The sequence below is a fragment of the Pseudomonas sp. LB-090624 genome, from assembly GCF_003205205.1.
Taxonomy (GTDB): Bacteria; Pseudomonadota; Gammaproteobacteria; order Pseudomonadales; family Pseudomonadaceae; genus Aquipseudomonas.
The window spans coordinates 58,375-72,295 of sequence record NZ_QJRL01000001.1; the positions used below are offsets into that span (position 1 = coordinate 58,375).

12 protein-coding genes are annotated in these 13,921 nt (G+C 64.2%); 9 read left to right on the forward strand and 3 right to left on the reverse strand.

The genetic code is table 11. From position 1 onward, the window contains the following. Positions 1-49 precede the first annotated feature (49 nt). Positions 50-952: a DMT family transporter gene (locus DMX11_RS00305; protein WP_110742545.1), complete on the forward strand. Its 903-nt coding sequence runs from the start codon at positions 50-52 to the stop codon at positions 950-952. 68 nt (positions 953-1,020) lie between these two features. Here DMX11_RS00305 and DMX11_RS00310 read toward each other — a convergent pair whose 3' ends face one another. Together DMX11_RS00310 and DMX11_RS00315 are read right to left on the reverse strand one after the other, a co-directional pair. After that, the gene (locus DMX11_RS00310; RefSeq protein ID WP_110742546.1) at positions 1,021-1,995 is read right to left on the reverse strand and encodes a D-glycerate dehydrogenase; all 975 of its coding nucleotides are present in this window, start codon (positions 1,993-1,995) and stop codon (positions 1,021-1,023) included. A gap of 179 nt (positions 1,996-2,174) precedes the next feature. Next, positions 2,175-3,122 (reverse strand): LysR family transcriptional regulator, encoded by a 948-nt coding sequence (locus tag DMX11_RS00315; RefSeq protein WP_110742547.1) that lies wholly within the window; start codon positions 3,120-3,122, stop codon positions 2,175-2,177. A gap of 191 nt (positions 3,123-3,313) precedes the next feature. On the opposite strand from DMX11_RS00315, the gene DMX11_RS00320 reads away from it, so the two are divergent. From DMX11_RS00320 to DMX11_RS00335, 4 genes are read left to right on the forward strand one after another with little or no spacing between them, the layout of a single operon-like run. Beyond that, positions 3,314-4,843, forward strand: coding sequence for an efflux transporter outer membrane subunit (locus DMX11_RS00320; protein ID WP_110742548.1), 1,530 nt, complete (start codon positions 3,314-3,316; stop codon positions 4,841-4,843). Further along, positions 4,840-7,017 (forward strand): FUSC family protein, encoded by a 2,178-nt coding sequence (locus DMX11_RS00325; RefSeq protein ID WP_110742549.1) that lies wholly within the window; start codon positions 4,840-4,842, stop codon positions 7,015-7,017. The genes DMX11_RS00320 and DMX11_RS00325 overlap by 4 nt, the downstream gene beginning before the upstream one ends. A gap of 4 nt (positions 7,018-7,021) precedes the next feature. Beyond that, positions 7,022-7,222, forward strand: a complete 201-nt coding sequence (locus DMX11_RS00330) for a DUF1656 domain-containing protein (protein ID WP_009685040.1) — start codon at positions 7,022-7,024, stop codon at positions 7,220-7,222. Between the two features lie 10 nt (positions 7,223-7,232). Further along, entirely contained in the window at positions 7,233-8,093 is an 861-nt protein-coding gene (locus DMX11_RS00335) for an HlyD family secretion protein (protein WP_110742550.1), read from the forward strand. A 22-nt stretch (positions 8,094-8,115) separates the two neighbouring features. On the opposite strand, the gene DMX11_RS00340 is transcribed toward DMX11_RS00335, so the two are convergent. Further along, entirely contained in the window at positions 8,116-8,562 is a 447-nt protein-coding gene (locus DMX11_RS00340) for a universal stress protein (protein ID WP_110742551.1), read from the reverse strand. A 208-nt stretch (positions 8,563-8,770) separates the two neighbouring features. On the opposite strand from DMX11_RS00340, the gene DMX11_RS00345 reads away from it, so the two are divergent. The 4 genes from DMX11_RS00345 to DMX11_RS00360 all read left to right on the forward strand — a co-directional run bounded on the left by DMX11_RS00345 (position 8,771) and on the right by DMX11_RS00360 (position 13,891). After that, positions 8,771-9,676: a LysR family transcriptional regulator gene (locus DMX11_RS00345; protein WP_110742552.1), complete on the forward strand. Its 906-nt coding sequence runs from the start codon at positions 8,771-8,773 to the stop codon at positions 9,674-9,676. Between the two features lie 135 nt (positions 9,677-9,811). Beyond that, positions 9,812-11,353, forward strand: a complete 1,542-nt coding sequence (locus tag DMX11_RS00350) for an MFS transporter (protein WP_110742553.1) — start codon at positions 9,812-9,814, stop codon at positions 11,351-11,353. Between the two features lie 28 nt (positions 11,354-11,381). Next, on the forward strand, positions 11,382-12,443 hold the full coding sequence (locus DMX11_RS00355) for an HlyD family secretion protein (RefSeq protein WP_110742554.1): 1,062 nt from the start codon (positions 11,382-11,384) through the stop codon (positions 12,441-12,443). Then, positions 12,440-13,891: an efflux transporter outer membrane subunit gene (locus tag DMX11_RS00360; protein WP_110742555.1), complete on the forward strand. Its 1,452-nt coding sequence runs from the start codon at positions 12,440-12,442 to the stop codon at positions 13,889-13,891. Before DMX11_RS00355 ends, DMX11_RS00360 begins: the two co-directional genes overlap by 4 nt. Positions 13,892-13,921: the final 30 nt, after the last annotated feature.

Consider the following 13,921-nt stretch of genomic DNA (forward strand, 5'->3'; position numbering starts at 1 on the left):
GATTGCACTGGCGAGGGCCGTACCCTCGATCGCCTGAGGATCCGCACCGATGAACCTGTCACTCTATTTGCTCACCGTTTTGATCTGGGGCACCACCTGGATCGCCCTGAAGCTCCAACTGGGGGTGGTCGCCATTCCCGTTTCGATCGTCTACCGCTTCGCTCTGGCCGGCCTGATCCTGTTCGCCTTCCTGCTGCTCACCCGCCGCCTGCAGCCAATGACCAAGCGCGGCCACCAGATCTGCCTGGCCCAGGGCCTGTGCCTGTTCTGCGTCAATTTCATCTGCTTCCTCAGCGCCAGCCAGTGGATCGCCAGCGGGCTGATTGCCGTAGTGTTCTCTACCGCCACCCTGTGGAACGCCCTGAACGCGCGGATATTCTTTGGCCAGAAGATCGCTGGCAATGTGCTGGGGGGTGGCGCCCTGGGGTTGCTCGGCTTGGGCCTATTGTTCTGGCCCGAACTGTCACACCACGCAGCAAGCCGTGAGACGTTGTACGGCCTTGGTTTGGCCCTGCTCGGCACGCTGTGCTTCTCGGCCGGCAACATGCTGTCGAGCATGCAGCAGAAGGCCGGGCTCAGGCCCATGACCACCAACGCCTGGGGCATGGTCTACGGGGCGCTCATGCTAGGGCTGTTCTGCGTAGTCAGCGGCGTGCCGTTCAGCATGGAGTGGAATGCGCGGTATATCGGCTCGCTGTTGTATCTGGTGGTGCCAGGGTCGGTGATTGCCTTCACCGCCTACCTGACCCTGGTCGGGCGCATGGGGCCAGAGCGGGCAGCGTACTGCACCGTGCTGTTCCCGTTGGTGGCGTTGAACGTGTCCGCGGTGGCCGAGGGGTATCAGTGGACGGCACCGGCCTTGCTCGGGCTGGTGGCGGTGATGGCGGGGAATGTGTTGGTGTTTCGCAAGCCCCGGGCTAGGGTGACCGAGGGTGTTGTGGTAGCCAAGTAGGTGAGGATTGCGTCGGCCCCTTTCGCGGGTTTACCCGCGAAGAGGCCAGCACAGGAACTCCAATACGGTCAGCCCTTCCACACCTGCGGGTTCACCAAGTCCCGCGGCCGCTCCCCCAGCAACGCTGCACGCAGGTTCTCCATCGCCCGGTTGCCCATGGCCGCTCGGGTTTCGGCAGTGGCCGAACCAATGTGTGGCAAGGTCAAGGCATTGGGCAGCTTGAACAGCGGCGATTCGGTGAGCGGTTCTTTCTCGTACACGTCCAGGCCTGCTCCGCGAATGGTGCCGTTCTGCAACGCTTCGATCAGCGCAGCTTCATCCACCACCGGCCCACGGGCGATGTTGATCAGGAACGCGCTCGGCTTCATCAGCTTCAACTCGCGAGTGCTGATCAGCTTGCGGGTGGCATCGGACAACGGCACCACGATGACCACGAAGTCGGCTTCGGCCAGCAGTTGCTCCAGGCTGCGGAACTGCGCGCCCAGCTCTTGCTCCAGCGCGGGCTTGCGGTTGTTGCCGCTGTACAGGATCGGCATGTTGAAGCCGAAGCGCCCACGGCGTGCCACGGCTGCACCAATATTGCCCATGCCGACGATGCCCAGGGTCTTGCCATGCACGTCGCTGCCGAAGTGGGCCGGGGCCACGGTGGCCTGCCAGTTGCCGGCCTTGGTCCAGGCATCCAGCTCGGCGGTGCGGCGGGCGCAGCCCATGACCAGCGAGAAGCCCAGGTCGGCCGTGCTTTCGGTGAGCACGTCCGGCGTGTTGGTCAGGGCTATGCCGCGCTCGTTGAAGTAATCCAGGTCGTAGTTGTCATAGCCGACCGACACGCTGGACACCACCTCCAGCTTGGCAGCGCCCTCGAGCTGGGCGCGGCCCAGCTTGCGGCCAACGCCGATCAGGCCGTGGGCTTCAGGCAGGGCCTCATTGAACTGGGCGTTGATGTCGCCCAGCTTGGGGTTGGGCATGATCACGTTGAAGTCTTGCTGCAGGCGCTCGGCCATGGCCGGGGTGATACGGCTGAAGGCCAGGACGGTCTTTTTCATCGGGCAACTTCTCTGCAAGGCGGTGGGACAAGGGTGGATTCTTCGCAGGTAAACCCGCACCCACAGGTTTGGTGCAGGCCTTGAGGGCAGCGCTGTACCTGTGGGCGCGGGGAGGCCCGCGAATGGGCCGACAATGGTTAGCAACCTACCATTGTCCAGCCCCACAATGCAGCAGCTTTTTAGTTGGCGATCATCACCTGATGGGTTTTCAGGTCCGCCTCATGCGCGGCAAGAATCTCCGGCAGCGAGTTGCGCAGGTACTCGACCCAGGTCTTGATCTTGGCATCCAGGTACTGCCGCGACGGGTAGATGGCGTACAGGTTCAGCTCTTGCAGGCGGTATTCGGGCAGCACCCGCACCAGGCTGCCGTCACGCAGGCCCTCGATGGCCGAATAGATCGGCAGTACGCCCACGCCCATGCCACTGCGGATCGCGGTCTTCATGGCGTCGGCGGTGTTGACCATGAACGGCGAGCTGGTGATGTTGACCATCTCCTGGCCTTCCGGGCCGTCGAACAGCCACTTCTCCAGCGGAATCACCGGGCTGACCATGCGCAGGCAGGCATGTTTCAGCAGGTCTGCAGGCTTGTGCGCCACCCCGTGGCGGGCAATGTAGGCCGGTGATGCGCAGACGATGCTGTAGGTAATGCCCAGGCGCTGCGAAACGAACCCCGAATCGGGCAGTTCGGTGGCCAGCACGATCGACACGTCATAGCCCTCGTCGAGCAGGTCGGGCACACGGTTGGCCATGGTCAGGTCGAAGGTGACGTCAGGGTGAGATTCGCGGTAGCGGGCGATGGCATCGACCACGAAGTGCTGGCCGACCCCGGTCATCGAATGCACCTTCAACTGCCCGGCCGGACGCGCATGGGCGTCGCTGGCCTCGGCTTCGGCTTCTTCGACATAGGTCAGAATCTGTTCGCAACGCATCAGGTAGCGCTTGCCGGCCTCGGTCAGCGCAATGCGGCGGGTGGTACGGTTGAGCAGCCTTGTTTGCAGATGGGCTTCCAGGTTGGATACCGCCCGCGACACGTTCGCGGTGGTCGTATCCAGTTGCGCCGCCGCGGCGGTAAAGCTGCCTAATTGGGCTACGCAACTGAAAGCACGCATGTTTTGCAGGGTGTCCATGGGTCACTCTCGATGTAGAGGACAAAATTGTGTCACGAAGTAACGTAAAAAAGATGAAAAGTTGTCTTCGACCAAAGGCGGATTATCGCTGTTTTGGTAACAAAGATTCGCAGGAATCTGCGCTTATCGCCAGTGCTGCTGCCCCCTAGAATTGCCCGGCCCCTTTACCTCATCCTCGGGAAATCGCAGCTGTGCCGCGTCGCATCATCAGAACGTTCAATACGTTCAGTGCCTGTGCCCTTGCCCTCACCTTGAGCGGCTGTATCGGAACCTGGGGCATTGCCCCGCAAAGCAAGACGCTGCAAGCCAATACCTTGTCCACAGACGCGGCCATTCGCGAAGCCGCCACCGACGCCCACTGGCCTGAGCAGCAGTGGTGGCACGCCTATGGCGACCCGCAGCTGGACCGCTGGATTACCTTGGCCGTGGCCGGCAGCCCGAGCCTGGCCATGGCTGCGGCGCGGGTGCGCGAAGCCAAGGCCATGGCCGGTGTGGTCGAGTCGGCGGAAAAGCTCCAGGGCAACGGCAAGGCCACGCTCAAGCGCCACAACTGGCCGGAAGACCCGTTCTATGGCCCTGGCGCGCTGTCCGGTGCCAACACCTGGGACAACAATGCTGCCATCGGCTTCAGCTACGCCCTCGACTTGTGGGGCCGTGAACGCAATGCCAGCGAGCAGGCCGTGGACCAGGCGCACATGAGCGTGGCCGAAGCCCGCCAGGCGCAACTGGAACTGCAGAACAATGTGGTGCGTGCCTACATCCAGTTGAGTCTGCATTTTGCCCAGCGCGATATCGTCACAGCCGAGCTGGAGCAGCAGGAACAGATCCTGGCCTTGGCCAAGCGCCGGCTGGATGCCGGCATCGGCACCCACTTCGAAGTCAGCCAGGCCGAAGCGCCGCTGCCGGAAACCCACCGCCAGCTCGATAGCCTGAACGAAGAGATTGCCCTGACCCGCAACCAGCTGGCGGCACTGGCGGGCAAGGGCCCGGGCGAAGGCGCCCAGTTGCAGCGCCCGACCTTGGCCCTGGCTGCGCCGCTGAACCTGCCGTCGAACCTGCCAGCCGAGTTGGTTGGCCAGCGCCCCGACGTGGTTGCCAGCCGCTGGCAGGTGGCCGCGCAGGCGCGGGGTATCGACGTCGCCCACGCCGGCTTTTTCCCCAACGTGGACCTGGTCGGCAGCCTGGGCTTCATGGCCACCGGCGGTGGGCCGCTGGAGTTCCTCACCGGGCGCAAGTTCAACTACAACGTCGGCCCGGCCATCAGCCTGCCGGTCTTCGACGGTGGCCGTCTGCGCTCGCAGCTGGGCGTGGCCTCCGCCGGCTATGACGTGGCCGTGGCGCGCTACAACCAGACTGTGGTCGGTGCGCTGAAAGACATCTCCGACCAGTTGATCCGCCGCGAGTCGATGAAAGAGCAGTCGCACTTTGCCGCCGAGTCGGTCGCCGCTGCGCAGAAAACCTACGACATCGCGATGATCGCCTTCCAGCGCGGCCTTACCGACTACCTCAACGTGCTCAACGCGCAAACCTTGTTGTTCCGCCAGCAGCAGGTGCAACAGCAGGTGCAGGCCGCCCGCCTGGTCGCCCATGCCGAGTTGGTCACCGCCCTGGGCGGGGGCCTGCAGGCGGGCCTGGATGTGCCCGATGAACAGCGCCAGGCTGCGCCGAAAACCCCGGCGACCCTGGCCATTTTCGACAAGAAGCCGGATAACGCCGAATGAGTACTTCCAGTCTGCCCGTGCGCTGGCTGCGAAGCCTGGAATGGCGTCGGGGCTTTTTTGCCTGGGCGCGCACCGACGGCGTGACCTGGGTCTACATCTTCAAGGTCCTGGCCGCCGCGTTCATCACCCTGTGGCTGGCCATGCGGCTTGAGTTGCCGCAACCGCGCACGGCGATGATCACCGTGTTCATCGTGATGCAGCCGCAAAGCGGGCACGTGTTCGCCAAGAGCTTCTATCGGGTGCTCGGCACGCTGGCCGGCTCGGCGATGATGGTGGCGCTGATCGCCATCTTTCCGCAGAACACTGAGCTGTTCCTGCCCAGCCTGGCGCTGTGGGTAGGGTTGTGCTCGGCCGGTGCCATGCGCTACCGCACTTTCCGCGCCTATGGCTTCGTGCTGGCCGGCTACACCGCGGCGATGATCGGCCTGCCGGTGTTGCAGCACCCTGACCAGGCGTTCATGGCCGCGGTATGGCGGGTGCTGGAAATTGCCCTGGGCATCCTGGTGTCGACCTTCGTCAGCGCCGCGATTCTGCCGCAGTCGGCCAGTGCTGCCATGCGCAACGCCCTTTACCAGCGCTTTGGCGTATTTGCCGGGGTGGTGGTGGAGGCCCTGCGTGGCGACAGTCAAAAGGACCGCTTCGAGAGCAGCAACGTGCGCTTCGTGGCAGAAGCCGTGGGCCTTGAGAGCCTGCGCAACGTCACCGCTTTCGAAGACCCGCACATGCGCCGTCGCAGTGGCCGGCTGGTGCGCATGAACAGCGAGTTCATGGCCATCACCACCCGCTTCAATGCCTTGCACCGCTTGCTGGAGCGCCTGCGTGCCCGTGGCCCGCTGCAGATCGTCAGTGCCATCGAACCGGGCCTGAACACCCTTGTGGAGTTGCTGCAGCCCTATGTAGGCCGGGCGTTGACCGACGCCGATGCGCTGCGCCTGACCCTGGAGCTGGCCGCCTACAAGGAAGGCCTGCAGGCCCAGGTGCGGGGGCTGCGGGCTGAGTACCTGGCAACGGACCCCAGCGAATCCGACCTGCTCGATTTCCACACCGCGTTCGAGCTGTTGTACCGCTTCGTCGACGAGATGTTGAGCTACGCCGAAACCCACGCCTCGCTGGCCGCGCACAAGCACGAGCGCGAGCGGTGGGACGAGCCCTACGTGGCGCAGACCAGCTGGCTGGTGTCGGCCGCCGCCGGTGTGCGCGCCTCGGCGGTACTGTTGCTGCTGGGCAGCTACTGGCTACTCAGCGACTGGCCAAGCGGTGCCATGATGACCTTGATCGCCACGGTTACCGTGGGCCTGTCGGCGGCCTCGCCGAACCCCAAGCGCATGTCCTTCCAGATGGCTTGCGGCACGGCGATCGGGGCCTTCGTCGGCTTCTTCGAAACTTTTTTCGTCTTCCCCTGGATCGATGGCTTCCCGTTGCTGTGCATGGTACTGGCACCCGTGTTCGTGCTTGGGGCATTCCTGTCGTCGCGCCCCGCCTATGCCGGTTACGGCATCGGCCTGCTGGTGTTCTTCGCCATTGGCTCGGTACCCAACAACCTCACCGTGTATGACCCGTACAGCTTCATCAACGACTACATCGGCATGGTCATTGGCATGTTCGTCTGTGCCGCCGCCGGGGCAATCATCCTGCCACCCAACAGCCGCTGGTTGTGGAGCCGTCTGGAACAGGAGCTGCGCGAACAGGTGCTGTTCGCTATCAGCGGCCGCCTGCGCGGCATCGGCACGGCTTTCGAAAGCCGCACCCGCGACCTGCTGCACCAGGCCTATGGCCTGGCGGCCGGCAAGCCGCAGGTGCAGAGCCAACTGATGGGATGGATGTTCACCGTGCTGGAAATCGGCCACGCGGTCATCGAGCTGCGCAAGGAGCAGGCCCGCGCACCGGTGCACCCGGCCTACGCCGAGTCGCAGCCCTGGCGCCAGGCCATTCGCGTGATGGGCCGCGCCCTGGCGCGGCTGTTCCTGCAGCCCAGTGCCAGCAACCACGAGCGCGCGCTGGTAGCGGTGGACCATGCGATTGCCCGCGTGCAGGCCACCGACGAGCCATTCGCCCGGCATTTTGATACCTCGGTGCTGCGCCGAGCGCAAAGCTACCTGCACTTCATTCGTTCTTCCCTGCTGGACCCACTGTCGCCGCTGGTACCGGCGAAAGGATTGCACGATGTTCCGTGAAAGCATGCCCCGTGAAATCGCCTTCCATGGCGTGTACATGCCCACCATGACCTTGATGTTCCTGTTCGCCTTGGGCTTGGCCTGGGGCCTCGACCGGTTCATCGCCAGCCATGATGGCTACCGCTTCTTCTGGCACCCGGCGTTGCTGCGCCTGAGCCTGTTCGTCTGCTTGTTCGGCGCCATGGCGCTTACTGTCTACTGGTGAGAAACCCTCGATGAAAAAGTTCTTCAGCCTGATCGCCACCCTGCTGGTGCTGATCGCTGCCGTGGCCATCGGTCGCCAGTTGTGGCTGCACTATATGACTACCCCGTGGACCCGTGACGGCCGCGTGCGCGCCGATATCATCAATGTCGCTGCCGATGTGCCAGGCTACGTGGTGGAGGTGCCGGTGAAAGACAACCAGCGGGTGAAGAAGGGCGACCTGCTGATCCAGATCGACCCCGAGCACTACCAGCTGGCGGTCGACCAGGCCAAGGCGCTGGTCGCCTCGCGCAAGGCCACCTGGGAAATGCGCAAGGTCAACGCCAAGCGCCGTGCCGACATGGACAACCTGGTGATTTCCAGGGAAAACCGCGATGACGCCAGTAACATCGCCAACGCCGCCCAGGCTGACTACCAGCAGGCCCTGGCCGAATTGGCTGCGGCCGAGCTGAACCTCAAGCGCACCCACATCGTGGCCACGGTGGACGGCTACGTGACCAACCTGAATATCCACAAGGGCGACTACGCGCGCACGGGTGAAGCGGTCATGGCGGTGGTCGACGAGAACTCGTTCTGGGTGTACGGCTTCTTTGAGGAAACCAAGTTGCCTCACGTAAAGGTAGGCGACCAGGCCGAGCTGCAGATGATGAGCGGTGAGCGCATCAAGGGCCATGTGGAGAGCATCGCCCGCGGCATCTACGACCGCGACAACCCGCAGAGCCGCGAGCTGATCGCCGATGTGAACCCGACCTTCAACTGGGTGCGCCTGGCACAGCGGGTGCCGGTGCGCATTCACATCGATGAAGTGCCGGAAGGGTTCTTGTTGGCAGCGGGGACGACTTGTACGGTGGTGGTGAAACCGAGCGCGGGGTGAGGTCTGCTGACTGATCAGCGGTTCACGCCGCCCCCACCAACACCGGCACTTCGACACGGTCGATGACCTTCGCGCTGATCGACGGGTCCAGCAACCGCCCCAACCGCGACAGGTGGCGGTGGCCCATGATGATCAGTTCGCAGTTCAGTTCCTGCGCCTTGGCCACAATGGCTTCAACCGGCTGGCCGGCCACCATGCAGCCCTGGCTGGTGAAACCGGCTTGCTGCAACTCGCGCACGGCCTCGGCTACGGCGTCGTCGGCATGCTGCTGTTCCTCGCAGGCGGCGGGGTATTCCTCCAGTTCCTCGGCGGTGTAGGGCGCCGGTTGCTCATGCACGGCGAAGGTGGAATCGATGGCCAGCAGCACGTGCAGTTCGTGTTCACCGGGGCGGCAGTAACGGCGGGCGAGGGTGAGCAGGGCGGTAGCGGCAGCAGAGGCATCGATGGCAATCAAGACGGGGCTGGGCATGTGGTTCCTTATTGACGCTGGCGAGTTGGTTGGCTGTACGAGCCCTTTCGCGGGCCTGCCCCGCGAAAGGGCTCGTACAGCCACTGCATCACTTATGGCCCATCCCGCACCCCGAATAAATGCCCCAGCACGCAAGAGCGCATTGCGTCTGATGCAATCCACCAACCTGCTACCATCGCGTTTCCCACAGCTGTAACGGAAAACGGCCATGCAACTCCCGGACATGAACCTGCTCGTCGCCCTAGATGCCTTGCTCGACGAGGGCAGTGTGGTTGGCGCGGCACAGCGCATGAACCTGAGCCCGGCAGCCATGAGCCGGACCCTTGGGCGTATCCGCGAAGCACTGGGTGACCCGATTCTGGTGCGGGCCGGCCGTGGCCTGGTGCCGACGCCGCGGGCACTGGCCCTGCGCGAGCAGGTGCATGGCCTGGTGGAGCAGGCCGGGCAGGTCTTTCGCAGTCGCGACGATGTCGACCTTGCGAACCTTGACCGTGCCTTCAATATCCGCACCAATGACCTGTTCATCGCCCTGTATGGCGCTCAGTTGCTACGCATGATGCTGGCCCAGGCACCGCGTACGGTGCTGCGTTTTGTACCGGAGGGCAGCGGCGACGATGATGCAGTGCTGCGCAATGGGCAAATCGACTTGATCATCAGTTCAGCCGTTGAACTGGGCCCCGAAATCAAGGTTCAGAGCCTGTTCAATACTTATTTCGTAGGCCTGGCGCGTGAAGGGCACCCGGTTTTCGATGACGAGATCACCCCTGAGCGCTTCGCCGCCTACCCGCAAATCAGTGTCTCCCGCCGTGGCCGTGCCAATGGGCCTATCGACGTGGCGCTGGCCAATCACAAGGTGGAGCGCCGGGTGGCGCTGATTACCACGAGTTTTCACTCAGCCATGTTTTCGCTACCGGACTCGGATCTCATCTTGCCGATACCCGCCAATATCCTGAACAGTGTGAACCGGCTGAAACTGCCATTGAGGTCCTTCGAGATCCCCGTCCCATTGGAAAAGGTCAATGTCATGCAGGCCTGGCACCCGCGGTTCGACAACGACCCGGCCCATCGCTGGCTGCGGCAGACGTTGAAGGCGTGCGGCAGGATCGACCCTTGAAACGTGCGACAGTCACCGGTTCGTACCCCGATTGCGTTTGACGCAATATAAACCTGCCAACAAGTCAGTTTTCGTAAGCATTCGACCTTCTTAGACTTGCTCCAGTCGCTAATTTGTTGCTGGAGTTGTCTGCCCATGAGTTCCCTGTCCGCCCCGTCTGCCGCCATTGCTGCCGCCCCCGCGCCGGCTGCACCTGCGCAGACGGCATTTGGCCTGCAGGTAGTGGTCGGGCTGTTCGGTGTACTGCTGGCTGTGTTGTGCGCGGGTCTCAACGAGTCGGTGACCAAGATTTCCCTGGCCGATATTCGCGGGGCCATGGGTATCGGTGCCGACGAAGGCGCCTGGCTGCTGGCGGTGTACAGCGCTGCCTCGGTGTCGGCCATGGCCTTCGCGCCCTGGCTAGCCACCACCTTTTCGCTGCGACGCTTCACGATCAGCGCCATCGGCCTGTTCGCCGTGCTCGGCCTGCTGCAACCGTTCGCCCCCAACCTGCACAGCCTGATGCTGCTGCGCATATTGCAAGGCTTCGCTTCGGGCGCCTTGCCGCCGATGCTGATGAGCGTGGCCCTGCGCTTCCTGCCGCCGGGCATCAAGGTGTACGGGCTGGCCTGTTATGCCCTGACCGCCACTTTTGGCCCCAACCTCGGCACGCCACTGGCCGGGCTGTGGACCGAGTACGTGGGCTGGCAGTGGGCGTTCTGGCAGATCATCCTGCCCTCGGCGCTGGCCATTTTCTGTGTCGCCTGGGGCCTGCCGCAGGACCCGCTGCGCCTGGAGCGTTTCAAGCAGTTCGACTGGCGGGGCGTGGTGCTCGGCCTGCCGGCCATCAGTAGCATCGTGCTGGGCCTGTCACTGGGCGATCGCTGGGGGTGGTTCGACTCGCCGCTGATCTGTTGGCTGCTCGGGGGTGGCCTGCTGTTGCTGGTGCTGTTCATGTTCAATGAATGGTCCGAGCCGCTGCCGTTCTTCCAGCTGCGCATGCTGTCGCGGCGCAACCTGAGTTTCGCCTTGGTGACCCTGGGAGGCGTGCTGATCGTGCTGTCAGGCGTGGGCAGCATCCCGTCGGCCTACCTGGCGCAGATCCAGGGTTATCGCCCGGCGCAGACCAGCCCGTTGATGATGCTGGTGGCCATGCCGCAGCTGATTGCCCTGCCACTCACGGCTGCGCTGTGCAACATTCGCGCAGTCGATTGCCGTTGGGTACTGGGCATGGGCCTGGCGATGCTGGCGGCGTCATGCGTCGGCAGCAGCCTGTTGACCAGCGAGTGGATCCGGGGCGATTTCTACCCGTTCTACCTGCTGCAGGTATTTGGCCAGCCGATGGCGGTACTGCCGCTGCTGATGCTGTCCACCAACGGCATGACCCCGCAGGAAGGCCCGTTTGCCTCCAGCTGGTTCAACACCGTCAAGGGCCTGGCCGCGGTGATCGCCGGTGGCCTGCTGGACGCCCTTGGCACCCTGCGCCGGCACTTCCATTCCAACCACCTGGTGGACAGCCTGGGCAACGCCCCGCAGCTCGATGATAACGCCGCTGGGCTGGCCAAGCGCATCCACGAGCAGGCGCTGGTGCTGACCTCCGCTGACCTCTACCTGATCCTGGCCTGCATCGCAGTCGCCCTGATCTGCCTGATCCCTTTCGTGCCTACCCGGGTGTATCCGCCGCGCGCGGTGGCCTGAACCCTGGATGAATTCGAGAACCGCTGAAATGACCAACAACCGCAAAACCCTGTTCATCGGCTCGGTGCTGGCCGTGGCCGTCCTGGCTGGCATCGTCGGCCCCTGGATGCTCGGCAGCGACCACCGCCAGAGCACCAACGATGCCTATGTCATCGCCGACTACACCGTGGTCGCGCCGAAGGTCGCCGGCTTCACCAAGGAAGTACTGGTGGAAGACAACCAGCAGGTCACGGCCGGCCAGTTGCTGGCGACCATCGATGCCCGCGACTACCAGGCCGCGCTGGATGCCGCCCAGGCGCAGTTGCTGGTGGCCCAGGCGCAAAGCGCCGACGCTCGGGCCACCCTTGAACGCCAGGCTTCGCTGATTGCCCAGGCGGAAGCGGCGGTGAAGGCGGCCCAGGCTGAAGCGGCGTTCGCCGACCACGAAGTCAACCGTTACAGCCGCCTGGCCGAGCAGGGCGCCGGTACCGTGCAGAACGCCCAGCAGGCACGCAGTGGCGTCGACCAAGCACGCGCCCGCCTGGCCAATGCCCAGGCGGCGCTGGTGGCGGCGCGCAAGCAGGTGGACATCCTCACGGCCCAGGTTGCGAGTGCCGATGGCCAGCTCAAGCGTGCCGAAGCGGGCGTGGAGAAAGCCCAGCTCGACCTGTCCTATACACGCATCACCGCGCCGGTGGACGGCATGGTCGGCGAGCGCGCCCTGCGTGTCGGTGCTTACGTCAACCCGGGCGCTCGGCTGCTGTCGGTAGTGCCCTTGCAGCAGGCTTACGTGGTCGGCAACTTCCAGGAAACCCAGTTGACCCATGTGCAACCGGGCCAGCCGGTGAGCATCAGCGTCGACACCTTCTCCGGTGAGAAGCTGCAAGGCCATGTGGAAAGCATCGCTCCCGCTACCGGCGTGACGTTCGCAGCAGTCAAGCCAGACAACGCCACCGGCAACTTCACCAAGGTGGTTCAGCGTATTCCGGTGAAAATCGTCTTCGATGATGGCCAACCGCTGCTCAGCCGCCTGCGTGTGGGCATGTCGGTGGAAGCGACCATCGACACACGTGGCGACAAGCTGGATGGCAAAGAGGTGAGTGCACGATGAAACCGGCCTTGCACTTGAGCCCGCTGCTGCTGGCCGCACTCATGGCCGGCTGCACCATGGGCCCGGACTTTCTGCGCCCCGACACCCAGGCCCCGCAACAGTGGGCACCGCTGCAAGGCAAGGCAGCGGCCAGCCAGCCACAGGCCGAGCCGCTGGAACTGCGCTGGTGGGAAACCTTCCACGATGCACAGCTGAGTGCCTTGATCCAGCGCGTTGCTGAGCGCAACCTCGACTTGCAGATGGCCAGCGCCCGGTTGCTGCAAAGCCGAGCCCTGCGCAGCACGGTCGCCGCTGATGAAGTGCCGTCGGTGGATGCGAACGCTGGCTACAGCCGTGCCCGCAACAGTGCCGAAGGCCTGAGCGACCCGTCCGGCAAGGCCGGCAAAGAGGCCTACAACCTATGGCAGGGTGACTTGGTGGCCGGTTGGGAGCTCGACCTGTGGGGGCGAGTGCGGCGCCAGGTAGAGGCTGCCGATGCCACCGTCGAAGTGGCAGAGAACGACCGTCGCGGTGTGCTGCTGGCATTGCTGTCGGAAACCGCCGGCAATTACATCCAGCTGCGCGCCGTGCAGCACACCATCGATGTGACTCAGGATAACCTCCAGGTCGCCCGGCACAGCCTGAAGCTGTCGCAAGACCGGCAGGCCGAAGGTGTCGCCACCCGGCTTGATGTGGCTCAGGCCAGCGCCCAGGTTGCCTCGATCGAGTCGCGCCTGCCCAGCCTGGAAGCCCGCCGCGATGACCTGATCAACGCGCTGAGCCTGCTCGCCGCCGAGCCGCCGCGCAGCCTGCAGGCTGAATTGTTGAAGGAGGGCGAGTTGCCCGCGCCGCAGCAGACGTTCGCCATCGGCTTGCCGTCCGAGCTGGCTGAGCGGCGCCCGGACATCCGCCAGGCCGAGGCCCGCCTGCATGCGGCTACTGCCAGCATTGGCGTGGCCGAGGCCGACTTCTACCCGAGCATCCGTTTGTCGGGCAGTGTCGGTTTCCAGGCCATGCAGCTGTCGGATTTCGGTGGCTGGGATTCGCGCCGGTTTGCCTTCGGCCCGCAGTTGTCGCTGCCAATCTTCGAAGGCGGCCGGCTCAAGGGCACCCTGGAATTGCGCGAGGCGCAACAGCAGGAAGCCGCGCTGAACTACCGCAAGGTAGTGCTGGGTGCCTGGCATGAAATCGACGATGTGCTACGCCTGTACAACGCCAGTCAGTTGCGCCGTGATCACCTTGCCGAGGCAGTGCGGCAGAACCGTATCGCCCTGGAAACCGCCCAACGCCAATATGTGGAAGGGGCGGTGGACTTTCTCAATGTGCTGACGGTGCAAAGTGCCTTGCTGGCCAGCGAGGAGCAGTGGATCGACAGCTCGGCGGCGGTGTCGCAGGCGCTGGTGGGCTTGTACAAGGCCTTGGGTGGTGGCTGGCAGGCGTTCGACGAACCGTTGGCAAAGAAAGCATGAGAGCGGGGGCCGTTCCCCCGGCAATTGTCT

Coding starts and splice junctions, on each gene's coding strand:
- DMX11_RS00305 (WP_110742545.1), top strand. CDS start 50: ATGAACCTGTCACTCTATTTGCTCACCGTTTTGATCTGGGGCACCACC.
- DMX11_RS00310 (WP_110742546.1), bottom strand. CDS start 1,995: ATGAAAAAGACCGTCCTGGCCTTCAGCCGTATCACCCCGGCCATGGCC.
- DMX11_RS00315 (WP_110742547.1), bottom strand. CDS start 3,122: ATGGACACCCTGCAAAACATGCGTGCTTTCAGTTGCGTAGCCCAATTA.
- DMX11_RS00325 (WP_110742549.1), top strand. CDS start 4,840: ATGAGTACTTCCAGTCTGCCCGTGCGCTGGCTGCGAAGCCTGGAATGG.
- DMX11_RS00330 (WP_009685040.1), top strand. CDS start 7,022: ATGCCCCGTGAAATCGCCTTCCATGGCGTGTACATGCCCACCATGACC.
- DMX11_RS00335 (WP_110742550.1), top strand. CDS start 7,233: ATGAAAAAGTTCTTCAGCCTGATCGCCACCCTGCTGGTGCTGATCGCT.
- DMX11_RS00340 (WP_110742551.1), bottom strand. CDS start 8,562: ATGCCCAGCCCCGTCTTGATTGCCATCGATGCCTCTGCTGCCGCTACC.
- DMX11_RS00345 (WP_110742552.1), top strand. CDS start 8,771: ATGCAACTCCCGGACATGAACCTGCTCGTCGCCCTAGATGCCTTGCTC.
- DMX11_RS00350 (WP_110742553.1), top strand. CDS start 9,812: ATGAGTTCCCTGTCCGCCCCGTCTGCCGCCATTGCTGCCGCCCCCGCG.
- DMX11_RS00355 (WP_110742554.1), top strand. CDS start 11,382: ATGACCAACAACCGCAAAACCCTGTTCATCGGCTCGGTGCTGGCCGTG.
- DMX11_RS00360 (WP_110742555.1), top strand. CDS start 12,440: ATGAAACCGGCCTTGCACTTGAGCCCGCTGCTGCTGGCCGCACTCATG.